Below are 26,257 nucleotides of genomic sequence, written 5' to 3' on the forward strand. Positions count from 1 at the left end.
ACTCCATGCATGGCGACCTATCGGGTGTCCCCGGCGTGGCGGATCAGCGCCGTCGGGGATGGCTTCGAGATCCACGGGGGCGACGATGCCCGCTACGAGTTGGACGCCTCATGGTTGGCCGCCCGGCTGGCTGCCGACCGAGGGGTGGCCCGCGACGAGGTGCCCACGACGGAATCCGGGCAGTTCGAGCAGCTGCGGGCCGCGGGGGTCATCGGCCCCGTTCTCCAGCGACGTTCGGGGCGGGTCAGCCTGTTCGGGGACGACCTGCCGTCCGGGGTGCGGGGGCAACTCACCTGTGACGTGACCGACGACGAGGCAGATCTGGTCGTCGTCGTGCGCCATCGGTCGACCCACCGTGCCATCTTCGAGCGGGTCCTCGAGGTCGAACTCGACCGGGTCCACCTGTACGCCGACATCTCGTTCCACCACACGGTCTCGCTGGGCCCCCTCGTGATTCCCCATGAGACCCCCTGCATCGGTTGTCTCCTCGGGCGGGTACGGGAACGCTGGGGCGATCACCAGCCCGCCCCCGAGCCCGCGGTCGTCACGGATTTCGGGCCCCTGGTCGCCGCGCTCGTCTCCACCGAGGTCGAACGATGCCTCGACGGCGACACCTCCCTGGTGGGTCGGATCGTCGCCTGGGACCTGCAGCAGCGACGCGTGATGAGCGAACGGCTGCTGACGGTGCCTGTCTGCCCCTACTGCTCAGATTTCGACAACCCAGGAGTGATCCCCGGATGAGAGCCGTCCGCACCCAGTTCGATGCCGGTGAGTTCTCCGGCACCGTGGCCACGCCCACGTGTTCCTCGTGCTGCTGTTGCTGCTGTTGTGTGACGACTTTCGTCACGGCCAGCGTCGTCGGGGCCAGTGCCACAGCGAAGGCGAGCCGACACCACCGCATGCCCCGGCTCGCGGCGTTCTTCGCCATCATGCTGGGGGGATTCGCGCCCTGGTTCCTCATCGCGCCGCTCACCCTGGCTGTCTTCGGTCCGTGGGAGATGAGTGGCGGGATCCTCCAGTTGCTGGGCCTGGGCGTCCTGCTGATGTGGGCGGCCTACCAGGCCTTGGCCATGTGGCTTCGGCCCCGTACTGCGATCCGCAGCGGGCTGATCGTCACGGGCGCGGTCCTCGGTATCGGCCTTCTCGAGGCCATCCTCGTCTACACCGTGCTGTTCAGCATCCCGGGGCTATCGGTGTTGTTGCTCACCGCGTACCCCGTGTTGGCGATCATCGTCGCGATGCTCGTCAGTGGCCGGTGGGAGAGGCGTGATGATCGGAGTGGTGTGAGTTTCGTGGAGAGGCTGGCGGGGGTCACCGAGCCGTCGGACGACGAGCCCACCGCCGATGACTGAGAGCCTCAGCTCCCTGCTCATGGAGGGGGCGGTGGGGAATCGGCACGGCCTGGTCCTGCAGCCGCAGCGGGCCCGGTTGTCGATGGCCGACGTCACCGCCGTCGTCCACTACGGCGTCCCGCGGGTGGTGGACCGGCCATGGGAGAGTGCCGCCGGGGGAGTGGCCCGGACTGAGAGGGACGCCCGGCTCGCCGCCATCGGGGAGGCCATCGAACGGGCGGCCTCGGCGCAGGTGATCCTGCCGACGCGACCGCGCCGGGGCACCCCTGCCGAGGCGCGCATCGACGCCGAGGAGTTCGCGCTGTTCACCATCGAGCAACGGGCCCATCCCGCCTTTCCCCACCATGCGTTGTTCGACGACGACTGCCCCTACGTCGTCGCCCACGACCTGCAGGACAACGCCCCGTGGTGGGTGCCGCAGCCCTTCGTGACCCTGCAGGACCCGCATCGCACCGGGATGCCGACCTCGTCCGGCCTGGCCGCCGCCCCCACCGCACGGGAGGCCCTGCTGCGAGGGCTGCTGGAACTGATCGAACGTGATGCCCTCATGACGACCTGGCTGCACGGGCTGCCGGGACGGGCCGTCGCCGCAGCCGAGCAGCAGGTCCGGGAGGTGGGGCGGCTCGACGGCGAGTTCACCCTCTTCGACCTCACCCCCGCCTACAGTCCGTTCCCCGTCGCCGCCGTCATGGGCGGCATCCCCAAGCGCGGCCAGTGGCGGTACTCGCTCGGGGTGGCCTGCCGCAGTACGTGGGGGGCGGCGGCTGAGAAGGCCTTCCTGGAGTGGAACCAGGGGGTCCTGTTCGCCGGGATCTACGGGGAGTACGTCGACGTGAGCGACCTCACCGACTACGCCCGGGTGAAGAGCTTCGACCACCACGCGATGTTCTACACCCGCAACCCGGAGCACTGGCCCCGGCTGCCGATCCTCAACCACGACGGCGGCCTCCACGAGCCCCCCTCAATCACCCCCGAGGGGGAGCCCCTCGACGCCGCGCGACACGCCCTGAAGGAGGCGGGTATCCGCGTCCTCTACCGGGACATCACCACCATCGACGCCATCCAGGCGGGCCTGCACGTGGTGAAGGTCCTCTCCCCGGACATGGCCCAGATCTACGCCCACGAGGAGTGGCCACTCATCGGAAGGGTGGAGGGGATGCTGGCCGAGCGCTATCCCGATCGGATCCGGGTGTCCCGTTTTCCCAACCGCATGCCGCATCCCTTGGGATGATGTCCCCATGCAAGCCCTCCGGACCCAGTTCGATGCCAGGGAGTTCTCGGGCACGGTGGCCACTCCGACCTGCTGTTCGTGCTGCTGTTGCTGTTGCTGCGTGACGACTGCGGCCACCGCGAGCATCGTCGGGGCCGGGGCGGCCGCGGTGGCGGGGAACCGGCGCGGGCTGTCCCCTCTCGCCACCTGGTGTGGAGCGATCCTGGGGGTCGTGGCGCCGTGGCTACTGATCGTCCCCCTCCTCCTGAGCGCCGTGATCCCGGGGTATGGCGGGGAGATCATTCCCCTGCTGATCCTCGGGGTCCTGCTGACGTGGGCGGCGTACCTGGCGTTGGGGCGAATACTGCGTCCCCACGCCCGCCTCGGGATCGGAACGGGGATGATGGTGGTGGTCTATGCGTTCGGGTTCTTCGAGCTCCTCATCGTCGGGCAGGGGCTCATCACGCTCATCAAACGGGAGGATGGCAGCGCCACGTCAGCATTCCGCCGGTACCTGGTGTTCTCGGCCGTGGTGGCCGCCGTGGTCGGAATCGTGTTCCTGACAGTGCGTGGCTCTCATGGTCGAACCCTTGCCGAGCAGTTGGCTGATGTGCCGCCCCGGCGGCCGGAGGGCCCACCTCCCGGGGGTGAGGGCGAGTGACCCGGTGCTTCGACGACTTCTGGCAGGCCTCGAGCCTCGATACCCACAACCTCGCCGAGTTCGGGCGACAGATGGCGGCCTTCGACGGGGACGGCAGAACGCTGAGACTCGAGTACTCCGCCGCACCACTGCCGCTGCCCGGGGTCAGGCGTACTGCCCTGGACCGCATCGCGGTCCGGCGGCACAGCATCCGGGAATTCGGCGACCGCCCGCTGGGTGACAAGGAGCTGTCCCGGCTGCTGGCCTCCTGCCGTGCCTGGGGCGGTCCGGAACACCGGAGCTTCCCCTCTGCCGGTGCCTCATACGCGGTGGAGGTGTTCCTCGTCCAGTGGCGGCCAGGAGCACGCATGGCCTACTACGATGCCGTCGACCACGGCCTGGTGGAGCTGCCGGACCCCGCCCCTGCGTGGGAGGAGGCGTCGTCGCGCATCAATGCGCCGGTGACGGGGGAACCGGCTGCGATGGTGGTGGCGGTGCTCTTCACGGATCGGTTGACGGACAAGTACGACGAACGGGGCGGCCGGTTCGCGCTGCTGGAGGCCGGCGCCGTCATGCAGCAGCTGTCACTGGTGACGGCGGAACTGGGATTGGCGGGAGTGGTGGCGGGCGGGCTGGTGGACCGGTACTGGTCCACGCGGCTGGGCGTGCGGGAGTTCGGTGGCCGCGTGGCCTTCGGCTACTTGGTGGGTCATCCGGCCGATGTCAGAGGAGGACCGGGTCGTCGGCGCTGATGCGGACGACCTCCAGGTCGGGGTCCGCCTCGATGGCGGCCGCGATCCGCTCGGTGCACCCGACGATCATGCTCGGCAGGTCGATGTCGGCGTCCAACTGGAAGGTGCCCCCCTCGTCCCACATCCGATTCGGCAACATCGGAGGGTCAGCGGGATCCTCCAGGGCGCGGCGGAGTTCCTCGGTCACCTCGACGACGTCGTAGCTGCGCAATACCCCCTTGTGGGTCGTCAGGTGCTGAGCGGGGGAGGGGCGGCGGCGTCCGCCGTAGCCGTCCCATTGTCCGATCCACACGGCCCCGGTGGCCAGGGCCAGCAGGACCCTCATGAGTGGGACCCGGGAGTGGGGACACTCAGGACCTTCCTCAGGTTCCCAGGGCGCCAAGGAGGCGCCCACCCCGCCCCGGTAGGTTCGTCCCGTGGCCGACTCCCAGGAGGCACGGGCGAGGTCCACGCCGGGGGCGAGGTCGCTCCACCGGACGGGGAAGCCGTCAGGAAAGGTGGCGGGGTTGAAGATCCGGACGAGGCACGGCCAGTGGTCGCCGACCATGGACCCCCAGGGAAGAGGGACAGCGGGAGGCGAAACGGGCATGGCGGAGACTCTCACGGTTGCTGGAGCGGCGCAAGACCCTCACGTGGTTCACTCGCCCGGCTGCTTGTCACGGAGGTGTGATCCAACGCTCGATCAGGCCATGACAGGAGAAGCCGAGTCCGCGGTACAGGCCGAAGCCCATGCGGGTGGATTGGAGGAGGATCGCCGAGTTCTCGGGCCCCGCAGCGGCGAGTTGCGCGGTGATCCGCCCTCCGTACCCACATCGGCGGTGCGAGGGTGTGGTGGCCACCCAGTAGATGCCGTGGCTCGTTGTGGTGGTGAGGGAGTACCCGGCTGCCACCGGTTCGTCGTCGTGCGACAGCACCAGCGCTCTCAGCGACGGGTGCAGCAGGACCGCGTTCGAGGCGAACAGGTTCACGGTGTCGGTGTGGTCGGCGGACGGATCTGCAGCCGCGAACTGGGCCAGGTGGACTCGACGGAACGACTCACAGGATGCGGCGTCGGTGACCCGTGTGATGGTGGCCGAAGCAGGGAGGCGTGGCGCGGCCTCGGGGCGTGACCGTCCGGGTTCGGCAGTCATCAAGGCGACGGATGGTGCCTGCTGGAACCCCAGACGCCAACAGCTGAGTGAGGCCGAGGAACCGGAGTGGGTCCAACACCACTGGCGACGTCCCGTGTCCGCAGCCACAGCCAGCGCCTGCTGTGCGGCCTCCTCCCCGCCGTCCAGGTCGAACGGAATGGTCGCCGAGAAGAAGCTGCCCTCGATGGGGCCCAGAAAACTGATTGCCCGCGAGCCGTGGCGTTCCTCGAACCCGTACACCCGGAGTAGTGCGAGCAGGGACTCTGCGCAGTGGCGAAGCATGTCACATCTCGATCCGTTACGTCCCGGGGATTGGGGTTCACCGGCGGTGGGTGATGCGGCCCTGCCACATGGTCAGCTCCACCGGGTCGGGCAGGTCGCGACCGTGGTAGGGGTTGTTGTGGCTGCGCGAGGCGGTGGCGGCGCGGTCCACGACGGCCCGACGGGTGGGATCGAGCAGCACGAGGTTGGCGGGCTCCCCGACCGCGATGGGGCGGCCGTGTCCCTCGGCCCTCCCGATCCGCGCCGGGGCATGGCTCATCCGCTCCGCCACCTGCGCCCAGGTGAGGCGCCCCGTGTCCACCATGACCTCCTGCACCACGGCGAGGGCCTGCTCCAGGCCGAGCATCCCTGGCCGGGCATCCACGAAGGCGTGGTCCTTGTCCTGGGGCGCGTGCGGCGCGTGATCGGTGGCGACGATGTCGATGGTGCCGTCGGCCAAGGCCTCGCGCACCGCCTCGATGTGCTCGTCGGTGCGCAGCGGGGGGTTCACCTTGAACGTGGTGTCGTAGCCGCTGAGGTTCGACGTGTCCAGGTAGATGTGATGGGGGGTGGCCTCGGCGGTGACGCGGATGCCACGCCTCTTCGCCCACCGCACCACGTCCACGCCCTCCGCGGTCGAGATGTGGCAGACGTGGAGCCTCGACCCCGTCGCCTCGGCCAGTGCCACGTCGCGGGCGATGATGACGGATTCCGCGACGGGGGGCCAGCCCGGCAGCCCCAGCCGCCCGGACAGCTCGCCCTCGTGGCAGCAGGCGCTCGGCCCGGCCAGCGACGAGTCCTGGGAGTGCTGCGCCAGCACACCGTCGAACGGCTTGACCCATTCCAGGGCCCGACGCATGAGACCGGCATCCATGACGCAGGATCCGTCGTCGGAGAACACCGTCACCTGGGCGCGGGAGCGGTGCATGAGCAGCATCTCCGACAGCTCCTTGCCCGCGAGTCCCTTCGTGATGGCACCGATCGGGAAGACCCGGCAGTGGCCCGCCGCCGCCCCGAGGTCCAGTACACGTTCGGCGGTCTCGGCGGTGTCGGTCACGGGTTGGGTGTTGGCCATCGCGAACACGGCCGTGAACCCGCCCCGCGCCGCCGCCAACGACCCCGAGGCCACCGTCTCCGCGTCCTCGCGTCCCGGCTCCCGCAGATGCACGTGGAGATCCACCAGACCGGGCAGGGCCCGAAGGCCCGCGGCGTCGATCACCTCCGCCCCCACGGGGCGTTCCGCGACGAAACGGCCATCCTCGACGAACAGGTCCGTCACCGTGTCGTCGGGGAGCGTGACCGAGGAGATGACGTGACTGGACATGGCTGTTCCTTCTAATCGGCGAGGAGATGGTGGAGGACGCTCATCCGGACGGCCACCCCCGCGGAGACCTGGTCCAGCACGATGGAACGGGGATCGTCGGCCGCCGCCGAACTGATCTCCAGACCCCGGTTCATGGGGCCGGGGTGGGCGATCGCCGCGTGAGGGCGGAGCCTGGCCAGCCGCGGCACCGTCAACCCGTAGGCCTCGATGTACTCGCGTTCGGACGGGAAGTAGCCGTGCTGCATGCGTTCCCGCTGCACCCGGAGCATCATCGCCACGTCGACGTCGGCGATCACCTCGTCGATGTCCGTGACCACCCGCACCCCCCAGGACGACACCGAGGGGGGCATGAGGGTGACCGGCGCCACGAGCACCACCTCGGCGCCGAGCCGTTGCAGCAACAGCACGTTGGAGCGGACCACCCGCGAGTGGAGCAGATCCCCCGTGATCGCCACGACCTTGCCCGACAGGTCGCCCTGGTCGTGGGCGCGGAAGTGACGCAGCATCGCGTGGGCGTCCAGCAGCGCCTGGGTGGGGTGCTCGTGGGTGCCGTCGCCGGCGTTGACCATCGAGGCCCGCACCCACCCCGCCGCCTGGGCGACGGTCCCGGAGCCGGGATGGCGCATGACGATGGCATCCACCCCCATCGCGTCGAGGGTGAGCAGGGTGTCGCGCAGCGACTCGCCCTTCGACACCGACGACCCCTTCGCGGACATGTTGATGGCATCAGCCGACAACCACTTCGCCGCGATCTCGAAGGAGCTGCGGGTCCGGGTGGAGTCCTCGAAGAACAGGTTCACCACCGTCCGACCCTTCAGGTCCGGCAGCTTCTTCACGGGCTCGTCCTGGAGCCGGTGCATGCGTTCCGCCAGCTCCAGGATCGAGGCGATCTCGGAATCGCTCAGATCCGCGATGCTGAGCAGGTGCTTCAACAGGGTCCCTTCCGATCAGGCGCGGCTGCGTTCCTGGACCCGGAGGTTGCGCTCCGCCTCGTCCAGCCTCTCGCTCAGCAGACGACGAACCTGGTCGGTCGGCTCACCCTCCTCGAGGTAACGGCGGAACCGGTCCACGACCTCCCGGGTGGCCAGGGGCTCCGGGAACAGCCAGCGCAGGGCCGTGCCGATCGCCGCGTAGCCGCGGGTCTCCCAGCCGTCCTCCCGCTTGGACACCTTCTGCAGCAGATCCGCGTAGGCGTCAACGTAGGGGGCGAGCACCTCGTCCTGTCCGTAGTGGACGAAGCCGGAGGCGATGCTGCGGTGCGTCTCGTTCGGCACACTCGCGTCGACGGCGGCGAGCTGCCAGGCGGCGGACTTCGCGTCGGCCGTCGGGATCCCGGCCCGGGCCCCGGCGGCGCGCTCGGCGCCGGCGTTGGTGTTGTCGCGCTCCAACTCGGCGGCGATCTCCTCCTCACCGAAGACCCCGGCACGGGCCAGGGCGGTGACGATGAGCCAACGCAGCTCGGTGTCCACCGACAGATCCGTCGGCACCTCCTCGCCGGAGAGCCACACCTTGATGAGCTCCAACGCCTCCGGGCTCCGGGACGTGCCGATGAGGGTCTTGGCGATGATGAGCTGGGCGTCCGACCCCGGCTCGGCGTCACGCAGCAGCCCCGCGAGGCCGGCGACGAGACGGGCGTTCGCCTGCTCCCGCAGCTCGGGGGCGGTGAAGCGCCCGGAACAGGCCGCCGCCTGGGCGAGCACCGTCGTCACCGCCGCCATGTCCTTCTCGCTGCCGATCCCGGCGAGGGCGAGGGACACCAACTCCTGGGGAGCGATCTCGGCGTCACGGACGGCATCCCAGAACAGCGACCACGTGATCGCGCGCGCCAGCGGGTCGTGCAACCCGTTGATGTGGGCGACCAGCGCGGCGCGGGACGCGTCGTCGAGCCGGACCTTCGCGAAGGTGAGGTCGCCGTCGTTGAGCAGAACGACGGCCCCGCGGGACCGGCCGACGAGCTCCGGGACCTCCGTGCGCTCGCCCTTCACGTCGATCTCCACGTAGTCGATCCGCTCCAGCGCCTCGTCACGGACGGCGTAGATGCCGATGCCCAGCCGGTGGGTGCGCAGTGTCGGATGCTGCTCAGGGGCGGTCTGGACGATCGCGAAGCGGGTGAAGGTGCCCTTCTCGTCCACCTCGAACTCGGCCCGCAGCGTGTTGACGCCGCTGGTCTCTAGCCACTCCGAGGCGAACCATGACAGGTCCCGCCCCGAGGCGGCTTCGAGCTCGGTCAGCAGGTCGGCCAGCGTGGTGTTGCCGAAGGCGTGCTTGGTGAAGTACTCGCCGACCCCCTTGAGGAAGGAGTCGATGCCGACGAAGGACACCAGCAGCTTCAGCACCGACGCGCCCTTGGCGTAGGTGATGCCGTCGAAGTTCTGCTCGACCTTCTCCAGGTCGCTCATGTCCGCGGCGATGGGGTGGGTGGTGGACAGCTGGTCCTGCAGGTAGGCCCAGCCCTTGCGTTCGTTGGAGAACGACACCCACGGGTGCGAGTCGGTGCCGTGCTTGCGGGCGATCTCGTCGGCGGCGTAGTGGGAGGCCCACTCGGCGAAGGACTCGTTGAGCCACAGGTCATCCCACCAGCGCATGGTGACGAGGTCGCCGAACCACATGTGGGCGAGCTCGTGGAGGATGGTGTTGTCGCGCGCCTCCATCTCGCGGGCGGTGACGCGGGAACGGAAGACGTACTGGTCCCGGAAGGTGACGCAGCCCGCGTTCTCCATCGCCCCGAAGTTGAACTCCGGCACGAAGATCTGGTCGTAGGAGTCGAAGGCGTACGGCACCCCGAAGGCGGCCTCGAACACCTCGAAGCCCCGCTGCGTCGTCGTGAGGATGGTGTCCGCGTCGAGGAACTCCGCCATCGACGCCCGGCAGGCGACGGCCGCGGGCAGCACGCCCTTCGCAGAGGTGATCTCCCCCTTGACGACGTGGTACTCGCCCGCCACCAGGGCGGTGATGTAGGTCGACATCCGCGGGGTGGGGGCGAACTCGAAGCGGGCCACCCCCTCGCCCGCGGGGACACCGTCGACACTGGGGGAGTTGGAGAACACACTCCACTCGGCCGGGGCGAGCACGGTCAGCTGGAACGTGGCCTTCTGGTCCGGCTGCTCGAAGGTGGCGTACATGCGTCGGGCGTCCGCCGTCTCGAACTGGCTGTACAGATACACCTTGCCGTCGGTGTCGACGAACCGGTGGAGGCCCTCCCCGGTGTGGGAGTAGCGGCCCACGGCCTCGACGACCACGGTGTGGTCCCCCTCGGTCAGGTCGGCCAACGGCAGGCGGTACCCGTCGAACCCCTCCAGGGGGAGGGCGACGCCGTCCAGCGTGGCGGAGCGGATCTCGTCGGCGATGATGTCGAGGTGGGTGGAGCCGGACTTCGACGAGAAGTCGAACTCCGTGCGGGAAAGGAAGTTGTGCTCCTTGTCCTCCACGCCATCCCCAGTGACGTCGACGGTGACCCGGTAGGCCTTGGCCTGCACGAGGTCGGAACGGGCAGCTGCTTCTTCTCGCGTGATATTGGCGGTTGCCATGAACACCTTCGATTCTTGAGATCAGTGAAATTCCTGAACCCTCGTACTGTAACGCGCGCACGCCCGGGACGAGAACAGGCGCACTGTGCAAGCATGAGGTCATGACCAACCCCGCCACGAGGTGGCAGGAGCTCAATCAGGAGCTCCTCGCCGCGAGCGACGCCTACTACGGTGGCAGCGAACCGATCCTCTCCGACGCCGCCTACGACGAACGAATCCGCGAGTTACAAGCGCTTGAGGCCGATCATCCGGAGCTGAGGCGCCCCGATTCGGTCACCCAGCAGGTGGCCTTCACCCGCGAGACGGACTTCGCCCCGGTGGCGCACCTGCAGCGGATGCTGAGCCTCGACAACGTCTTCAACGGTGAAGAACTGGACGCTTGGCTGGCGAAGACTCCGGCCGAAAGTTACCTGTGTGAACTCAAGATCGACGGGCTCGCCGTCAACCTTCGCTACGTCGATGGACGGCTCGCCGTGGCGGCGACCCGCGGTGACGGCCGCACCGGGGAGGACGTGACCGGCAACGTGGCGACGATCGCGGGGGTTCCGCACCGGTTGCGTGGTGCGGATGTGCCGTCGCTGCTGGAGGTGCGGGGTGAGGTCTTCTTCCCCAGGGCCGAGTTCGCGGAGTTCAACGACGCCCTCTCGGCGACCGGGCACAACCGGTTCGCCAACCCACGCAACGCCGCAGCCGGGTCGCTGCGGCAGAAGGACCCGAGGATCACCGCGGCCCGGCCCCTGCGGATGATCGTCCACGGCGTCGGGGCCGTCACGGATGTCGAGTTCGGCTCGCAGAGCGCCGCCTACGAGGCGCTGTCCCGCTGGGGGTTGCCGGTCAGCGACGCCACCCGGGTCCTCACCACCGCGGACCAGGTCCGGGAATACGTCGCCCACCACGGCGAGCACCGGCACGAGGCCAGCCACGAGATCGACGGCGTCGTCGTGAAGGTCGACGCCCTCGCCGAGCAGGACCGACTCGGCGCGACGTCCCGCGCCCCGCGTTGGGCCATCGCCTACAAGTACCCGCCGGAGGAGGTGCACACCCGGCTGCTCGACATCCGCATCGGCGGGGGCCGTACCGGACGCTGCACCCCGTTCGGCGCCATGGAGCCGGTCCTGGTCGCCGGGTCGACCGTCGCGATGGCGACCCTGCACAACGCCCACGAGGTGGCGCGCAAGGGGGTGAGGCTCGGCGACGTCGTGGTGCTGCGCAAGGCGGGGGATGTCATCCCGGAGATCCTCGGGCCGGTCGAGTCGCTGCGGGATGGCTCCGAGCGGGAGTTCGTCATGGCCACGCACTGCCCCTCCTGCGGGACGAGACTGGTGCAGCAGCGGCTCGGGGACAAGGATCTGCGGTGCCCGAACGCCCGGAGCTGCCCCAGTCAGCTCCGGGAACGCCTGTTCGCCCTGGCCGCCCGGGGTGCCTTCGACATCGAGGCGCTGGGAGCGGTGGGTGCGAGAGATCTGCTCGAATCCGGACTCCTCGTCGACGAGGGGGGCCTGTTCTCGCTCACGGCGGAGGACCTGGCCCGCACCACCGTGTACTCGTCACGGGGAGGTGGGGTCAACGCGACGGGGGTGAAACTGCTCGAGAACCTCGAGGCGGTCAAGCAGCAGCCACTGTGGCGGGTGCTGGTCGCCCTGTCGATCCGAAACGTCGGTCCCACCGCGGCCCGCGCCCTGGCGAGCCGGTTCGGCAGCCTGGAGCGGATCCGCGAGGCGTCGATGGAGGAACTGGCCGACACGGAGGGGGTCGGGGCGGTCATCGCCCAGTCCCTGAAGGACTGGTTCACGGTCGACTGGCACGTCGCCATCGTGGAGGCCTGGCGGGCGGCGGGCGTGCGCATGGCCGACGAGGTGGTGGAGCCCGCCGATGGGGAGGATGCCGCCGTCGGTGGGCAGACCCTGGCCGGGATCACCGTCGTCGTGACCGGCAGCCTCGAGGGGTTCACCCGCGACGGCGCCAAGGAGGCGATCCTCGCCCGCGGCGGGAAGGCCGCCGGGTCGGTCAGCCGGAAGACCCACTTCGTGGTGGTGGGGGAGAACGCCGGCAGCAAGGCCACCAAGGCCGAGGAACTGGGGCTGCCCATCCTCGACGAGGCCGGGTTCGTGAAGCTGCTGGAGCTGGGGCCCGCCGGGGTCAGCGGCGACGACGGGGCAGCAGCCGCGCCCTGATGGCGCGGTGACGGCTGACGATCCCGCTCACGCCGTCGCGCCCGAACTCCCGTGGCGGCGGTTTGGTGCTCATGCGTGGAGTGTACGTTGGGTGCCCATGTCGATGCAGTGCGACCTCCCGGTGCGGAGTGCCCGGCGATTGTCGAGTGCCCCGCACCGTCGTCTGGCCGGGCACGACGGCGGGGTGACCGACCTCGCTGTCGTCGACCTGCCGACCGGGGAGCAGTTGCTCGTGAGCGTGGGCACGGACGGTTCGGGCGTGGTGTGGGATCCGGAGCGCGGGCGGGAGGTGGCGCGTCTTGTGGGTCACCACGGCGCCGTCAACGCCGTCTGCTCCCTCGCAGCGCCGGACCGAGGCGCGCGCGTCGTGACGGGAGGAGACGACGGGACCCTCAGGTTCTGGGACCCCTGCACGGGGGAACCGTGCGGCGATCCGATCCGCACCGGTTTCGACGTCGTGACCGAGGTCCTCGCCTGGCGGTGCGGGACCCGGGAGTTCCTGGCCGCGGTGGTGGGCCGTGACGACGCAGGGGACACGATCCTGGTCGTGGATCCCGTGAGCTCGGAGCCGCTCCAGGTCGTTGGTGAGGGCAACCACGAGCTGAGTCATCTGGGGGTCCTCACCATCGAGGGGAGGCAGGTGCTGGTGGCCCTGGCGGCCGACCGTGAAAGGGGGAGCGTCTCGATCCGGCTGTGGGATGCGGGGACCGGCGAGACGGTCCTCGAACCGATCGCGGTGCCGGACGACGATGCCGAGGCGATGATCGTGGTGCCCCTGGAGTCGGGAGGAAGCGGCCTGGCCGTGGTCCTCGACGAGCGGGTGATCCGGGTGGATCCGGTCACCGGCGATGTGCTCGGCGGCCCGCTGCTGCACCCCGAGAACCAGACCTCGGCGGTGACCTTCTTCCGGGCCGTCTCCGGGGAGCCGCGGCTGGTCACGGTCCTCTCGACGGTCTCGGAGCTGTGGGACGCCAGGTTCCCCTCGGTGATGCTCTGGGACCCGAGGTCACAGGACCTGCTGGGGCGCTTCCCGACCGGCCATCTGGGGCGGATGGATCGGGTGGTCGTGCTCGGCGACGGGGAGACCGTGGCATTGGCCTGCCGGGACGGCAGCGTGCGGCTGTGGCGGTTCGACGAGGCCCTCGGTCATCCGATGCCGGGGCCGACCGGGCGCGAGGGCTCCGGGGCGCCCCTGGACCATGTGCCTGAGCCCGGGGGAGCTGGCCTGCTGCTCACCACCTACCACCCGGCCGGGGTCACGGGGGAGGACCTCCTCTCCAGCGGCCTGGAGTACGACCTCTGGGACGCCGCGACGGCAGAACTGATCGGTACGCTGCCCGGTCGATTCGCCGACGCCGTCGCCCACCAAGACGCCTCCGGGAGGGCGGCCGTGCTCACCCTCCAAGAGGATGGTGCATTGACCTCGTGGGATCCGCGTACCCTCACCCCGACCGGAACGTGGGCCACGAACACCAAGGGACGGTGGTTCCTCCGTCCCGAACCCGGGGGCAGCCGCGTCGCCTGTTTCGGCGCGGGACCGGAGGTGGATGTGTGGGATCTCGCCAGTGGGGAACACGTGGCGACGTTCCGCGACGACGATGTCGACCATCCCTGCCTGGAACCGGAGGCGGTCGCCTGGGTGCTGACGCCACAGGGGCCGCAGCTGGTGATCGCGCATGTGACCCACCTCACCCTCTGGGACCCCGCCTCCGGTGACCTGCGCAGCCATCGACCCGAGGACGGGGCCGCGCTGGGTCGGCAGCTGCACCCCGGACCGGGATGGGTCGCCGTGGGTGACCACGAGCAACGCATCATCCTCGTCGATGCCACCTTCATGGAGGTCCTCGCCGTCCTGTCCTGTCCCGAGGGCATCGCCGATGTCGCCACGCTTCCCGATGGCCGGGTCGTCACCTGCACCGTGGCCGGAGGGATCGACCTCTGGGATCCCCGATCCGGGTCACGACTCGCCCGGCATGGAGTCGGGGCCGAGGTGAGGCGGATCCTGGCGTTGCCCGACGGCTCGCTGGCGCTCGGACTGGTCGACGGCTGGAGCATCGTGACACTGCCTGCGACGAACCCGGGATAGTCTTGTCGGTCATGGATCGTGACGCGTCGGAATGGGTGTCGCGGATCACCGACGACGTCATCAAACTCACCTGGGGTGTCCCGGCCCTGCTGCGCGGCCGCACCCACGTCGCCTCCGGGCACGTCCTGAGCAGCGGGATCGACGAGCGGGGTGAGGTCGTCGCCCGGATCGGCGGGGAGGGCAGCCGCAGCCACGACGTCCGGGTCCGTCACGACCAGTACGGGCTCTCCAGCACGTGTTCCTGCCCCATCGGGGGAGGCTGCAAGCACGCCGTCGCCGCGCTGCTCGCCGTCAGGGACTCCCGCGCGGTCGCCACGACGACGTGGGAGAGCGTCGTGTCCGCGATGATGCCGCCTGCCACCGGCGGGGGTCGAGAACTTGGCCTGGAGTTCAGCGCCCGCGGCGGCGAGGAGGACCCCAACGCGATCCTGCTCCGCCCCCTCGCCCGCACCGCCCAGGGCTGGTCCAGGAACCGGGCCGCCTGGAGCGACCTGCACTCGCCCTACCCCGATGCCGGCTGGGAGCCGCGGCAGCTGGCCCTGCTGCAGCAGCTGCTGCACCTCCAGGGCGGCCACCACCCCGCCGGAACGGCCACCTGGCTCGTGCTCGGCGAGCTCGGCCCCCTCGTGTGGCCCCTGCTGCGTCGGATCGAGGCGGCGGGAGTGGCGCTGCTTCCGGGGGAGGGGCTCCGGCAGGTCGCGCTCGCCCCGGAACCGGGTCGCCTGTGGATGGACGCCGAGACCCAGGAGGACGGCTCCCTCCGGCTCACCGTGGATGGCACCCTCGGCCCGTTCCCCGACGGAGGGCGACGATTCCTCATCGGCCTCCCCGCCCACGGCGTCGGGGAGCTCGCCCCCGGAGGGAACCTGCGGCTCGTGCAGCTCGAGGAGACCCCGCCCGAGGCCCTGCGCTCCCTCGTCCCGACCCCGATGGACCTGCGGGTCCCGGCCGAGGACGTGCCCAGGTTCCGGCTGCTGTACCTGCCCACTCTGGCCCGTGAGGGGCTGCTCCACACCGGGGAGGACCTGGCCTCGCTGCTCCCCGCCCCGGTGCTGGTGCTGACCCTCAGCCACGCCGAGCGGCAGTCCCTGCGGGCGCGGTGGACGTTCCGGTACCGCTCCGACGACTGCAGCACCGACGTGCCCCTCGACCCGGGGGCGGGTGGGGCGTCCCGGGACCGGGGCCGGGAGGAGGCCCTGATCCGGCGGGTCGCCGAACTCCTCGACCGTCCCGCCCTGCTCGCCGCCGACGGTCGTCTCGCATCGCGCGTCGAACTGTCCGGGATCGCGGCGGCCCGGTTCGCCACCGAGGACGTTCCCCGGCTCGCCGCCGCCGGGGTGGTCGTGGAGGGCGACGCCGTCGAGGAGTGGTTCCGGCGTTGTGACGAGGCCCCGAGGATCGTGGTCGAGGCCCTCGAGACCGCCGACCGCGACTGGTTCGACCTCCACGTCGAGATCCGTGTCGCGGGGAGGCAGGTGCACCTGGCCGACATCATGATGGCGCTGGCGGCCGGGGACGACGCCATGCTGCTCGACGACGGCACCTGGTTCGAGCTGACCACCCCCCGTTTCGATCGGCTGCGGCAGCTCATCGAGGAGGCCAGGGCGCTCCACGATCCGAACACGGACGGCGAACTGCGGATCAGCCCGTACCAGGTGGGGCTCATGGCGGATCTGGAGGAGCTCGCCATCGAGCAGCGACACTCCAACCGGTGGCGGCAACGGGTCCGGGGCCTCCTCGCCGTCGCCGCCGCCGTGGACGTCGCGGTGCCGGACGGGCTGAGGGCGGAGCTCAGGCCCTACCAGCGGGAGGGGCTGTCGTGGCTCGCGAGGCTGTGGGAGGCCGGCCTCGGTGGGGTGCTGGCCGATGACATGGGGCTCGGCAAGACCCTCCAGACGATCGCGCTGCTGGAACGCGCCCGGCAGCGAGGCGACCTCGACACCCACCCCGTCCTGGTCGTGGCCCCGGCCAGCGTCGTCGGGACCTGGGCGGCGGAGGCGGCGCGGTTCGCCCCGGAGCTCGCCGTCACCACCATCACCGCCACGAAGGCCCGCCGCGGATCCCGCCTCGCCGACGAGGTCCGCGGAGCCCACGTCGTCGTCACCTCCTACACGCTGCTGCGGATCGAGGCGGAGCACTACCTGGCCCTCCGCTGGCGCGGCCTCGTCCTGGACGAGGCCCAGTACGTGAAGAACCCCCGCTCGCGGACCCACCAGGCGGTGCGGGACCTTCAGGCCCCTGTCACCCTCGTCATCACCGGCACCCCGCTGGAGAACTCCCTCGGCGACCTGTGGTCGATGTTCGCGCTCGCCGCCCCGGGCCTGTTCCCCCACCCGGCCAGCTTCGCCGAGCGGTACCGCCGACCCGTGGAGAACGACGGCGACACCGCGGTCCTCGCCGAACTCCGGGCCCGGGTCCGACCGTTCATGCTGCGCCGCACCAAGGCCCAGGTGGTGCGGGAACTCCCGCCGAAGATCGAGCAGGTGGTGCGGGTGGAACTGCCCCCTGCCCACCGCCGCGCCTACGAGCAGCGCCTCACCCGGGAGAGGGTGAGGGTGCTCGGCATGCTCGACGACCTCGGCCGCAACAAGGTGGCCATCTTCCGGGCGCTGACGAGGCTGCGCCAGCTGGCCCTCGACCCCCGGCTGGTCGACCCCGAGGCGCCGCCCGTGACGTCGGTGAAGATCGACGCCCTCGTCGACCAGTTGCGGGAACTGGCGGAGGAGGGGCACCGGGCGCTGGTGTTCTCCTCCTTCACGAGCTTCCTCAACCTGGTCCGCGAGGCCCTGGTGGAGGAGGGGATCGGCCACGCCCACCTCGACGGGCGCACCCGGAACCGGCAGGAGCGCATCCAGGAGTTCCGCGACGGCACGGACCCGGTCTTCCTCATCTCCCTCAAGGCCGGGGGAGTGGGGCTCACCCTCACCGAGGCCGACTACGTCTTCGTCCTTGATCCGTGGTGGAATCCTGCCGCGGAGAACCAGGCCGTCGACCGGGCCCACCGGATCGGTCAGTCCCGGACCGTCCACGTGTACCGGCTCGTCGCCGGCGACACCATCGAGGAGAAGGTCCTCGCCCTCCAGCAACGCAAACGGGTGCTCTTCGATTCGGTGGTCGACACCGGCGAGTTCGCCTCGGGAGCGATCACGGCCGACGACATCCGCGACCTCATCGAATAGGAGCACCATGCCCGAAGGACACGTCATCCACCGGCTCGCCCGCGTCTTCAACGAGGAGTTCGCGGGCCGTCCCGTGGCGGTGTCCTCACCCCAGGGGCGGTTCGCGACCGAGGCGTCCCGGCTCGACGGGCGGGTCCTCGCCGGGGCGGAGGCCGTCGGCAAACACCTCCTGATCGAGTTCGACGTCGCCGAGCCGCAGTGGATCCACATCCATCTGGGGCTCATCGGCAAGCTGCGGGTGCAGCCGGAGGCGGCCCCCGTCGGCGTGGTGCGGCTTCGGGTCAGCAACGGGGAGGTCGCCGCCGACCTCCACGGGCCGCAGTGGTGCCGGATGCTGACGAGACAACAGCGCGACGACGTCCATGCCGGGAGCGGCCCCGACCCGCTGCGCCCCGACGACGACCCCCGCGACGTCCTCCCGCGCATCCAACGCTCCCGGCAACCCATCGCGGCGTTGCTCATGGACCAGCGGATCGCCGCCGGGGTGGGCAACATCTTCCGGGCCGAGGTGCTGTTCCGGCACGGGCTCGATCCGATGGTCCCGGGGCGGGAGATCGACGAGGCCACCTGGCTGACGCTGTGGCACGATCTGCAGGGGCTCATGGGGGTCGCCGTCGACCGCGGCCGCATCGACACCGTCGCGGAGGAACACTCGCCTGAGGTGCAGCAACGCCCGCCCAGGGAGGACCCGCACGGCGGCGAGGTCTACGTCTACCGCAGGGCGGCGCAACCGTGCCTGGTGTGCGGCACACCGGTGGCGATGACGGACCTGGCGGGACGTTCCCTCTACTGGTGCCCGTCGTGTCAGCGTGTCAGGGGTTGAGGAGGCTACTCTTGCGCGCATGGATCTGAGCCAGTACGAGGCATACCTGTTCGACCTCGACGGAGTCATCACCCCCACGGCAGAGGTGCACATGCGCGCCTGGGCCGAGATGTTCAACGAGTTCCTCTCGGGTCTCGGCGACCAGTCCCCGTACACCGATGCGGACTACTACGCCCACGTCGACGGGAAACCCCGCTACGACGGGGTACGCGACTTCCTCGCCTCCCGCGGGATCACCCTCGACGAGGGGCAACCGGACGACGACGGCGGACAGCAGACGGTGTGCGGTCTCGGCAACCGGAAGAATGACGCCTTCAACGAGATCATCGCCCGCGACGGCGTCACCCCCTACCCGGGCTCGAAGGCCCTCATCGAGGAACTCGCCCGCCGGGGCGCCCGGCTGGCGGTGGTGTCCTCGTCGAAGAACGCCGTCCCGGTGCTCAGGGCCGCCCAGCTGGAGCAGCACTTCAGCGTCATCGTCGACGGGAAGGTCGCGCTGGCCCACGACCTCAGGGGCAAGCCCGCGCCGGACACGTTCCGCTACGCCGCCGACCTGCTCGGCACCCCTCACGAGCGGGCCGTCGTCATCGAGGACGCCCTCTCCGGGGTCCAGGCCGGGGCCGCCGGTGACTTCGGACTCGTCGTCGCCGTCGATCGCGGCGTGGGTGTCGAGGCGCTCACCGAGGCGGGCGCCGACCTCGTCGTCAACGACCTCGAAAGGCTGATGGACTGATGCGCTGGATCGCCACCGACCCGCTCAACCGTTCCCGGTTCCCCGTCGAGCCGTGGCGGTTCGTCGAACTCGAGCCGAGTCTTGAGGACCTCGGCGTCACCGAGACCCTGTTCTCCGTCGGCAACGGCTACCTCGGCATGCGGGGCAATCCCGAGGAGGGGCGCAAGTCCTACGCCCACGGCACCTTCATCAACGGTTTTCACGAGACCTGGCCCATCAAGCACGCCGAGGAGGCGTTCGGGTTCGCCCGCACCGGCCAGACCATCGTCAACGTCCCGGATGCCAAGCTCATCAAGATCTACGTCGATGACGAACCTCTCACCCTCGGTATCTCGGACCTTGACTCCTACGAGCGCGCCCTGGATCTCAAGGAGGGGTGCCTGACCCGCAGCATCGTGTGGCGCACCCCGTCGGGCAAACGCCTCCAGCTGCGTTCCCGACGGATGGTCAGCTTCACCGACCGCCACCTGGCCCTGTTCGAGATCGAGCTGACGATGATCGGGGGTGATGCGCCCGTGGTGCTGTCGTCGCAGATCGTGAACCGGCAGGACGGCTTCGACGACCACCGGCGTTCCCAGGAGGAGGGCTTCGACCCGCGGCGGGCGGGGCGCTTCAACGGGCGGGTCCTCCAGCCCCGCGGCCAGTGGGAGGAGGACACCCGGATGGCCCTCGGCTACGAGACCACCGGCTCCGGCATGACCCTGTGCGTCGCCGCCGACCACCACCTGGACACCTCCAACCCGTTCGAGGTGGTCACCCGGGTGGAGGAGGATCAGGCGAAACTCGTCTACCGGATCGACGCCAGGGCCGGGGTGCCGATGGTCATCCGGAAGGCGGTGGCCTACCACACGTCCCGGGGCGTGCCCGTCATCGAACTGTACGACCGGTGCCGACGCACCCTCGACAGGGTGCGGGACAAGGGCTTCGACCACTTCTTCGACGCCCAGCGCGCGTGGCTGGACGTCTTCTGGAAGGACTCCGACGTCGAGATCGGTGGGCAGCCGGCCATCCAGCAGGCCGTGCGCTGGTGCCTGTTCCAGCTGGCCCAGGCCGCCGCCCGCTCCGACCAGCTGGGGGTTCCCGCCAAGGGGGTCACCGGATCCGGGTATGAGGGCCACTACTTCTGGGACACCGAGATCTACCTCGTGCCGTTCCTCATGTACACCGCCCCCCGGGTGGCCAGGAACACGCTGCGTTACCGCGTCGGGCTGCTGCCGCAGGCGAGGGAACGGGCCCGGGTGCTCAGCCAGGACGGAGCGCTGTTCCCGTGGCGCACCATCAACGGGGAGGAGGCGTCGGCCTACTACGCCGCCGGCACCGCCCAGTACCACATCGACGCGGACATCGCCCACGCCTTCGCCAAGTACAGCGACGTGACCGGCGACATCCAGTTCATGTACCGCGATGGTGCCGCCGTCATGGTGGAGACCGCAAGGCTCTGGGCGGACCTCGGGTTCTGGCGGACCGAGGCCGACGGCCGCGAACGATTCCACGTCCACGGGGTGACCGGGCCCGACGAGTACACGGCCGTGGTGAACAACAACATGTTCACCAATGTCATGGCCCGCGCCAACCTGCGTCGGGCCGCCGCCCTCATGCGGGAGATGGAGGTCGAGGACCCCTGGGCCTTCGAGCGCGTCATCGGGACCCTGGGTGTCACACCGCAGGAGGTCGCCGAGTGGGACCGGTGCGCCGACGGCATGGTGATCCCCTTCGACGAGACGTTCGGCATCCACCCGCAGGACGAGAAGTTCCTCACCAGCGAGCTGTGGGACCTGGAGAACACCCCGGCGGACAAGTTCCCTCTGCTGCTGCACTTCCACCCGCTCGTGATCTACCGGTTCCAGGTGCTCAAGCAGGCGGATGTCGTCCTCGCCCTGTTCCTCCAGGGGGATCAGTTCACCCGCGAGGAGAAACGCGCCGACTTCGAGTACTACGACCCGATCACCACCGGCGACTCGACGCTGTCGGGAGTGGTCCAGTCCGTCATCGCGGCGGAGGTCGGCTACCAGGACATGGCGATGCAGTACTTCCTCACGGGCCTGTACGTCGACCTCGCCGACATCCACGCCAACGCCCGCGACGGTGTCCACATCGCCTCGACGGGCGGCGTGTGGAACGCCCTGATCTTCGGGTTCGCGGGCATGCGGGACTACCAGGGGCACATCAGCTTCGACCCGCGCCTGCCCGAGGACTGGGACGACATGCGTTTCCCGATCCAGGTCCGCGGATCGTTGGTGCGGGTGCTGCTCCAGCCCGACGCGATCACCTTCGACGTCGAATCAGGCGATGCCGTCGAACTGGAGGTGCGGGGCAGTCTGATCCGGGTGGAGCCGGGCGAGCCCGTTCGGGTCGCGCTTGACGGTCAGGGTGAACGGTTGCCGTCGCTCACCGGGCGCAACCCCGTCACCGGGGGCCGCCGCGCCGACGGTTCGGTCGTCACCGCGATCGTCCCGGAGGCCCCCGTGACCGACCTGGTCGGTGGGGAGTGACCGAACCCACCCTTCACCTGCCCGACGGGGCCGTCGAGATCCCGGACAGCGAGGGAACGGGGTACTGGCTCGGCCCGGTGCAGCTCGAGGTGCGTCAGCATCGGGGAGCAGCGGCCTCCCTCGACGTGGTGCTCACCAACACGGGCGGAACGGAGACCACCACGGCGGGGCTGCTGCTCGACTGGGACCCCGACTGCCCCGTCGCCTGGCTGTCCGGCAGTGTCGGATTCGTCGTCGCCCCGGGCGGCACCGCCGTGTGGCGGATGCTGAGCGGATGGTGCAGCGACGCCCGCAACCCCGTCTCCGGTCCTGCGGCGCGCCTCTTCGGGGAGACCGTCCGGCTCGCCCCCGGCCAGCGGGTGTGGTCCCGCTGGCGGCAGGAGCCGGTGGAACGGGGTGCCTTCCCTCTCCCCGCCTGGGTGCCGGAACGTCGCCATCTGCCGGAGGGACAGGAGATCGAGGTGCGGGACCTCGATGTGGCCCTGTCCGGGACCGACCTCACCTTCCGCACCACCGAGGAGGCCTCCCTCGTCCAGGGGCGGGTGGGGTTGCATCAGCTCGCCGTTCACGGCCCGAACGGTGTGGCCGAGGTGGAGGTCGGGTGGTACCACCCGATGCAGTGGATCGTCCCCTCGGCCCTCGACAGGTGCCGGGACCGTGACATCGAGGCGTGGCTGCTGGCCTGGCTGCTGTCCCAGCCAAGCCTTGGGAACGATGACGCACAGCTGGATCGGCTCGACGTGGCGTTGGGTGCCTCACTCGAGGAGCCGACGCTGTTCAGTGTCCTCGCGGCGCTGCGGGCGGCCTCCAGCACGGAACTGCCGCTCGGCGACGACCCGTTGCAGGCGGCCACGCGGTTCCTCGCGGATCATCCCGGCAGCGACGACGGCGCGGTCGTGGCGATCGCGGCGTTCCTCAGCGGCGGAGTGGATCCAGTGGTCGAGCTGTGCCGGGAACCGGGAGGACCCGCGTGGAGCCTCCTCGCGGCCGACGGGGATGGGGGAGTCGCTGAGCTGCTGGCCACCCTCGAGTTCGGGTTGCCGAGCTCCGTACCCCCGACCTACACGGCCAGGGACGTGACCCTGGCCCGGTTGTGGCTCGCGTCGCGCCCGGAGTCGCCCCACCACGTCGAGTTGGCGGCCGTCGCCGACGCCGCCGCGTCGCGTCTGAAGTGCGCGCTGTCCCGTAGGGCCGATCCGCTCGCCGTCGCCTGGCTGCTCGTGGGGGAGTCCTTCCGGTGAGCCCGGCATAATCGAAGGGGGCGGGGGTCAACCCCGGCCTGTCGCCGACCAGTCAGGAAGAGCATGACCCACGAGGAGAACGAGGCCCGGCCGAGGACCCGGTTGGACGAGACGATGCGCGCGTCGCTCGGTGCGACCGCCGTGTTGATGCTCGCCACCGTGGTGTTCTCGATGGTCATGACAGGGGCCTATCTCAACTATCTCCAGGCCTGGCTCGGCCCCTATCTGCTGGCGGCGAGCATCGCCTGCGGGGTCCTGGCGCTGTGGACCCTGCTCGAGACCGCCGAGCAGGCCGGGCGGCGAGGAGCCGCTGACGGCCACGGCCACGGTGTCCCGAAGGTCGGTGCCCTGCTGCTCGTGCCCGCGCTGCTGTTCGCGATGGCGGTGCCGTCGTCGTTGGGTGCGGATGCGCTGAGGGAGGCGCAGCCGCAGCAGCGGGTGGCGGCGGATGAGGCGCTGGTCTTCCCGCCGCTCGACGAGGAGGAGGTCAACGAGCTCAGCCTCCAGGACTACTCGGATCGATACGTCTTCGGTCATCCGGAGGAACTCGTCGGCAAGCCGGTGCGGCTCCTCGGTTTCGTGGGGCGGCTGTCGACCCTTCCGGAGGAGCAGTGGACGGTCAACCGGTTCCGCATCTTCTGCTGCGTGGCGGACTCCACCCTGTTCGCCGCCGTCGTGACGGGCGCCCCGATGCCGGAGGGCAGGGACGTCTGGGTGGAGGTCGAGGGGGTGATCGACCTGGCGGCCAGTGACCGGCTCCCGGTCATCGTCGCCACCGACGTGGAGGTCGTCGCCAAGCCCGAGGAGCCCTACCTGTGAGCGCCACCTTCCGCCGCGTCTGGCTGCTGCCCTTCCTGGGTGTGATCCTGCTCATCGTCCTGCTCCAGATCACCGATCGGGTGGGACCGGTCGTGAGGCTCGAAGGGGCGTTGGTGCCGTGGAGCACCCTGTTCGTCGGCATCGTCATCCAGGCGCTGCCCTTCCTGGTGCTGGGCGTGACCGTCTCCGGGGCCATCGCGGCCTTCCTGCCGAAGGATCTCCTGGCCCGCATCACGCCGCGTTCACCGCTGCTGGCCGTCCCGACGGCCGGGGTGGCGGGAATGGTGCTCCCCGGGTGCGAGTGTGCATCGGTCCCGGTGTCGCAGTCGCTCATGCGTCGTGGCCTGCCCCAGGCCGCCGCGTTGGCCTTCCTGCTGGCGGCCCCCGCCGTCAACCCGATCGTGCTCGTCGCGACGGCCGTGGCCTTCCCCGGCAACCCGATGATGGTGTGGGCGAGGCTCGTCGCCTCGCTGCTCGCCGTGGTCGCGACGTGTTGGCTGTGGTTGGCGGTCGGCAAACAGGAGTGGATGCGTCCTCAGGACGGCCACCACCACGACGGCCAGACCCGGGCGACGGTGTTCCGGGAGACGGCCATGCACGACCTGCTCCAGGCGGGAGGCTTCCTCGTCATCGGCGCGGCCGTGGCCGCCGCCTTCAAGGTGCTGCTGCCCGTGGGGGTGCTTGCCTTCCTCACGGACAACGTGTGGGCGGCGATCCTCGCGATGGCCGTGCTCGCCATCGTGCTGTCCCTGTGCTCGGAGGCGGATGCCTTCGTCGTCTCGTCGTTCTCCACGATCTCCCCGACGGCGCAGCTCGCCTTCCTCGTGGTGGGTCCGATGGTGGACATCAAGCTCTTCGCCATGCAGTCCGGGGCCTTCGGGTCGCGGTTCGCGACCCGGTTCATGCCGCTCACCCTGGTGTGCTGCGTGGCCTCAGCGGTCATCGTCGGCACCCTCATGTTCGGGCAGCTCTGACGACCCCGAACACCTTTACTGTCCGAATGGCCGACAGGAATGGATGAGTCTGGGCGTCCTCACTACGTTGTGCGCCATGACTGAACAGCAGGGGAATGGGGCGGCGAAGAAGCTGTTCCGGAATCGTTGGTTCATCGGGGCGGCGGCCGGGATCGTCGGGATCGCGATCGGCGCCGGGGGAGCGGGGGAAGGGACGCACACGGCGGTCCCTCAGTCCGCGACGAGCGTCGCGCCCGCCCCGACGGTGACCGCCACGGCCACAGCGACGGCCACCGCGACCGCCACCACGACGGCCACGGTCATGGCGACCGAGACCGTGACGGCGGAACCGCAACCGGCTCCGACCGTGACGGTGACCTCCGTGGTCACGGAAACGGCCGTCAGTGAACCACGAGGGCTGGTGGACAGCAACGCGGGCAAGCAGGAGAGTTCCAGGAAGGGGTCAAGCGCCTACTACAAGAACTGCAGTGAGGCCAGGGCCGCGGGGGTGACGCCGCTCCACCGGGGCGACCCGGGCTACAGCTCCAAGCTGGATCGCGACGGCGACGGGGTGGCCTGCGAGTAGCGGCCTGTCACGGCGTCGTTGGTCGAGCCTTCCGTGTTGAGACCTCCGCAGCAGTTCCTGCGAACTGTCACCGGGTCTCGACACGGGTCCCTCCACTTCGTTCCGGGTCCCGGCTCGACCAGCGGGAGGAAGGGAACTATCGGCCAGGGGCAGAGTGCCCAGCACCCGGGCGACATGCGCGCCCGGGTCGGTACTTCTCCGCTGGTCGAGCCGAGGCCGGAGGCCTCGTGTCGAGACCTCCGCAACGGTCCCTGCGAACTGTCACCGGGTCTCGACACGGGCCCCTCCACTTCGTTCCGGGACCCGACTCGACCAACGGAGGGAAAAGGGACCCCTCGGCTCGACCAGCGTGGAGAAAGAGGATCCTCACCGACGCTCTTCCGGCCGGGGGCAGGGGGAATCAGCCCCGGTCAACGCGGGTGCGTAAAGAGGATGTTCAGCAGAGGGCGTATTGGATCCATTCCCAGGCTTCGGATTCGACCGGCCTGGTCTCCGGGGGCTCGGGCGGGTCCAGCCAGGGTGGGGGTGGCTCCTCCAGCCTGGGTTCTGGTTCCGGAGTTCGGAGACACATCGTGCCACCGGTGGCGTGGACGAGATACTCAAACCCTGCCGGAGACTTCCAGTGGAACCAGCCCGGGGCGGGTTGAGTCAGGACCCAGCCGCCGAAGGTTTTCGCCCGATGCGACCTGCGGGCCAACGGGGCGAGGTTGCCCCACCGGGTCTGCCCGGTCTCGCCGTCGCGGTAGGGGATGGTGTGGTCCAGATCACAGGCCCTGGAGGTGCGGGAGGCGTAGGGGAACACATCGACTGGCATCAATGCGGTGACCGCGGTCCGCAACCCGAGCGAGGGGTCGTGAAGATCCTCCGGTGCGTGGTGGAGTGGATCAACGATCGGCCGGATCGTCACGCGGGAGTCCTTCAAGAACTCCGGCAACCGCGAGGTCAGGAACGCACCCCACCGCTCCACCTCAACCA

21 protein-coding genes are annotated in these 26,257 nt (G+C 69.9%); 15 read left to right on the plus strand and 6 right to left on the minus strand.

Going from position 1 to position 26,257, the window contains the following annotated elements; translation table 11 throughout:
* The first annotated feature begins 9 nt into the window (after window positions 1-9).
* From EII35_RS09160 to EII35_RS09180, 5 genes are all read left to right on the plus strand, one after another.
* Complete coding sequence (locus tag EII35_RS09160; protein WP_125228166.1) at window positions 10-741, plus strand: TOMM precursor leader peptide-binding protein; 732 nt, start codon at window positions 10-12, stop codon at window positions 739-741.
* Window positions 738-1,352, plus strand: coding sequence for a hypothetical protein (locus EII35_RS09165; RefSeq protein WP_125228167.1), 615 nt, complete (start codon window positions 738-740; stop codon window positions 1,350-1,352). The genes EII35_RS09160 and EII35_RS09165 overlap by 4 nt, the downstream gene beginning before the upstream one ends.
* Window positions 1,345-2,583 (plus strand): YcaO-like family protein, encoded by a 1,239-nt coding sequence (locus tag EII35_RS09170; protein ID WP_125228168.1) that lies wholly within the window; start codon window positions 1,345-1,347, stop codon window positions 2,581-2,583. Before EII35_RS09165 ends, EII35_RS09170 begins: the two co-directional genes overlap by 8 nt.
* Before the next feature lie 100 nt (window positions 2,584-2,683).
* Window positions 2,684-3,223: a hypothetical protein gene (locus tag EII35_RS09175; RefSeq protein WP_125228169.1), complete on the plus strand. Its 540-nt coding sequence runs from the start codon at window positions 2,684-2,686 to the stop codon at window positions 3,221-3,223.
* Complete coding sequence (locus tag EII35_RS09180; RefSeq protein WP_125228170.1) at window positions 3,220-3,954, plus strand: SagB/ThcOx family dehydrogenase; 735 nt, start codon at window positions 3,220-3,222, stop codon at window positions 3,952-3,954. The genes EII35_RS09175 and EII35_RS09180 overlap by 4 nt, the downstream gene beginning before the upstream one ends.
* On the opposite strand, the gene EII35_RS15915 is transcribed toward EII35_RS09180, so the two are convergent.
* The 5 genes from EII35_RS15915 to pepN all read right to left on the minus strand — a co-directional run bounded on the left by EII35_RS15915 (window position 3,926) and on the right by pepN (window position 10,196).
* Window positions 3,926-4,543: a hypothetical protein gene (locus EII35_RS15915; RefSeq protein ID WP_185744247.1), complete on the minus strand. Its 618-nt coding sequence runs from the start codon at window positions 4,541-4,543 to the stop codon at window positions 3,926-3,928. The two genes, EII35_RS09180 and EII35_RS15915, sit on opposite strands and share 29 nt — an antisense overlap.
* A 67-nt stretch (window positions 4,544-4,610) precedes the next feature.
* Window positions 4,611-5,366, minus strand: a complete 756-nt coding sequence (locus tag EII35_RS09195; protein ID WP_125228173.1) for a GNAT family N-acetyltransferase — start codon at window positions 5,364-5,366, stop codon at window positions 4,611-4,613.
* Between the two features lie 37 nt (window positions 5,367-5,403).
* Window positions 5,404-6,669, minus strand: coding sequence for a dihydroorotase (locus EII35_RS09200; RefSeq protein WP_125228174.1), 1,266 nt, complete (start codon window positions 6,667-6,669; stop codon window positions 5,404-5,406).
* Between the two features lie 11 nt (window positions 6,670-6,680).
* Window positions 6,681-7,601 (minus strand): aspartate carbamoyltransferase catalytic subunit, encoded by a 921-nt coding sequence (locus EII35_RS09205; protein ID WP_125228175.1) that lies wholly within the window; start codon window positions 7,599-7,601, stop codon window positions 6,681-6,683.
* Between the two features lie 15 nt (window positions 7,602-7,616).
* Entirely contained in the window at window positions 7,617-10,196 is a 2,580-nt protein-coding gene (gene pepN, locus EII35_RS09210; protein WP_125228176.1) for an aminopeptidase N, read from the minus strand.
* Window positions 10,197-10,297: 101 nt separating this feature from the next.
* On the opposite strand from pepN, the gene ligA reads away from it, so the two are divergent.
* From ligA to EII35_RS16515, 10 genes are all read left to right on the plus strand, one after another.
* A complete protein-coding gene (gene ligA / locus EII35_RS09215) occupies window positions 10,298-12,370 on the plus strand; it encodes an NAD-dependent DNA ligase LigA (RefSeq protein ID WP_125228177.1) in 2,073 nt (690 codons plus the stop codon).
* Window positions 12,371-12,467: 97 nt separating this feature from the next.
* Window positions 12,468-14,456 (plus strand): WD40 repeat domain-containing protein, encoded by a 1,989-nt coding sequence (locus tag EII35_RS09220; RefSeq protein ID WP_125228178.1) that lies wholly within the window; start codon window positions 12,468-12,470, stop codon window positions 14,454-14,456.
* Window positions 14,457-14,467: 11 nt separating this feature from the next.
* Complete coding sequence (locus EII35_RS09225; RefSeq protein WP_125228179.1) at window positions 14,468-17,635, plus strand: DEAD/DEAH box helicase; 3,168 nt, start codon at window positions 14,468-14,470, stop codon at window positions 17,633-17,635.
* 7 nt (window positions 17,636-17,642) lie between these two features.
* Window positions 17,643-18,458, plus strand: coding sequence for an Fpg/Nei family DNA glycosylase (locus tag EII35_RS09230; protein WP_125228180.1), 816 nt, complete (start codon window positions 17,643-17,645; stop codon window positions 18,456-18,458).
* A gap of 19 nt (window positions 18,459-18,477) precedes the next feature.
* Window positions 18,478-19,191 (plus strand): HAD family hydrolase, encoded by a 714-nt coding sequence (locus EII35_RS09235; RefSeq protein ID WP_125228181.1) that lies wholly within the window; start codon window positions 18,478-18,480, stop codon window positions 19,189-19,191.
* Window positions 19,191-21,683, plus strand: coding sequence for a glycoside hydrolase family 65 protein (locus EII35_RS09240; RefSeq protein WP_125228182.1), 2,493 nt, complete (start codon window positions 19,191-19,193; stop codon window positions 21,681-21,683). The genes EII35_RS09235 and EII35_RS09240 overlap by 1 nt, the downstream gene beginning before the upstream one ends.
* Entirely contained in the window at window positions 21,680-22,924 is a 1,245-nt protein-coding gene (locus tag EII35_RS09245; RefSeq protein ID WP_125228183.1) for a hypothetical protein, read from the plus strand. Before EII35_RS09240 ends, EII35_RS09245 begins: the two co-directional genes overlap by 4 nt.
* A gap of 63 nt (window positions 22,925-22,987) precedes the next feature.
* Window positions 22,988-23,743 (plus strand): TIGR03943 family putative permease subunit, encoded by a 756-nt coding sequence (locus EII35_RS09250; protein WP_125228184.1) that lies wholly within the window; start codon window positions 22,988-22,990, stop codon window positions 23,741-23,743.
* Window positions 23,740-24,717, plus strand: coding sequence for a permease (locus EII35_RS09255; protein ID WP_125228185.1), 978 nt, complete (start codon window positions 23,740-23,742; stop codon window positions 24,715-24,717). The genes EII35_RS09250 and EII35_RS09255 overlap by 4 nt, the downstream gene beginning before the upstream one ends.
* A 76-nt stretch (window positions 24,718-24,793) precedes the next feature.
* The gene (locus EII35_RS16515) at window positions 24,794-25,282 is read left to right on the plus strand and encodes an excalibur calcium-binding domain-containing protein (RefSeq protein ID WP_125228186.1); all 489 of its coding nucleotides are present in this window, start codon (window positions 24,794-24,796) and stop codon (window positions 25,280-25,282) included.
* A gap of 436 nt (window positions 25,283-25,718) precedes the next feature.
* Here the strand turns inward: EII35_RS16515 and EII35_RS09265 are convergent.
* Window positions 25,719-26,257 (minus strand): HNH endonuclease family protein (locus EII35_RS09265; protein ID WP_221739722.1); only part of this gene is annotated, 539 nt, incomplete at its 5' end.

This window comes from Arachnia propionica, assembly GCF_003932785.1.
In the GTDB taxonomy this organism is placed as follows: domain Bacteria; phylum Actinomycetota; class Actinomycetes; order Propionibacteriales; family Propionibacteriaceae; genus Arachnia; species Arachnia propionica_B.

Excerpts from the sequence above, each read along its gene's own strand:
- EII35_RS09200 (WP_125228174.1), bottom strand. The coding sequence starts at position 6,669 with ATGTCCAGTCACGTCATCTCCTCGGTCACGCTCCCCGACGACACGGTG.
- EII35_RS16515 (WP_125228186.1), top strand. The coding sequence starts at position 24,794 with ATGACTGAACAGCAGGGGAATGGGGCGGCGAAGAAGCTGTTCCGGAAT.
- EII35_RS09225 (WP_125228179.1), top strand. The coding sequence starts at position 14,468 with ATGGATCGTGACGCGTCGGAATGGGTGTCGCGGATCACCGACGACGTC.
- pepN (WP_125228176.1), bottom strand. The coding sequence starts at position 10,196 with ATGGCAACCGCCAATATCACGCGAGAAGAAGCAGCTGCCCGTTCCGAC.
- EII35_RS09165 (WP_125228167.1), top strand. The coding sequence starts at position 738 with ATGAGAGCCGTCCGCACCCAGTTCGATGCCGGTGAGTTCTCCGGCACC.
- EII35_RS09230 (WP_125228180.1), top strand. The coding sequence starts at position 17,643 with ATGCCCGAAGGACACGTCATCCACCGGCTCGCCCGCGTCTTCAACGAG.
- EII35_RS09250 (WP_125228184.1), top strand. The coding sequence starts at position 22,988 with ATGACCCACGAGGAGAACGAGGCCCGGCCGAGGACCCGGTTGGACGAG.
- EII35_RS09160 (WP_125228166.1), top strand. The coding sequence starts at position 10 with ATGGCGACCTATCGGGTGTCCCCGGCGTGGCGGATCAGCGCCGTCGGG.
- EII35_RS09235 (WP_125228181.1), top strand. The coding sequence starts at position 18,478 with ATGGATCTGAGCCAGTACGAGGCATACCTGTTCGACCTCGACGGAGTC.
- EII35_RS09220 (WP_125228178.1), top strand. The coding sequence starts at position 12,468 with ATGTCGATGCAGTGCGACCTCCCGGTGCGGAGTGCCCGGCGATTGTCG.
- ligA (WP_125228177.1), top strand. The coding sequence starts at position 10,298 with ATGACCAACCCCGCCACGAGGTGGCAGGAGCTCAATCAGGAGCTCCTC.
- EII35_RS15915 (WP_185744247.1), bottom strand. The coding sequence starts at position 4,543 with ATGCCCGTTTCGCCTCCCGCTGTCCCTCTTCCCTGGGGGTCCATGGTC.
- EII35_RS09195 (WP_125228173.1), bottom strand. The coding sequence starts at position 5,366 with ATGCTTCGCCACTGCGCAGAGTCCCTGCTCGCACTACTCCGGGTGTAC.
- EII35_RS09170 (WP_125228168.1), top strand. The coding sequence starts at position 1,345 with ATGACTGAGAGCCTCAGCTCCCTGCTCATGGAGGGGGCGGTGGGGAAT.
- EII35_RS09240 (WP_125228182.1), top strand. The coding sequence starts at position 19,191 with ATGCGCTGGATCGCCACCGACCCGCTCAACCGTTCCCGGTTCCCCGTC.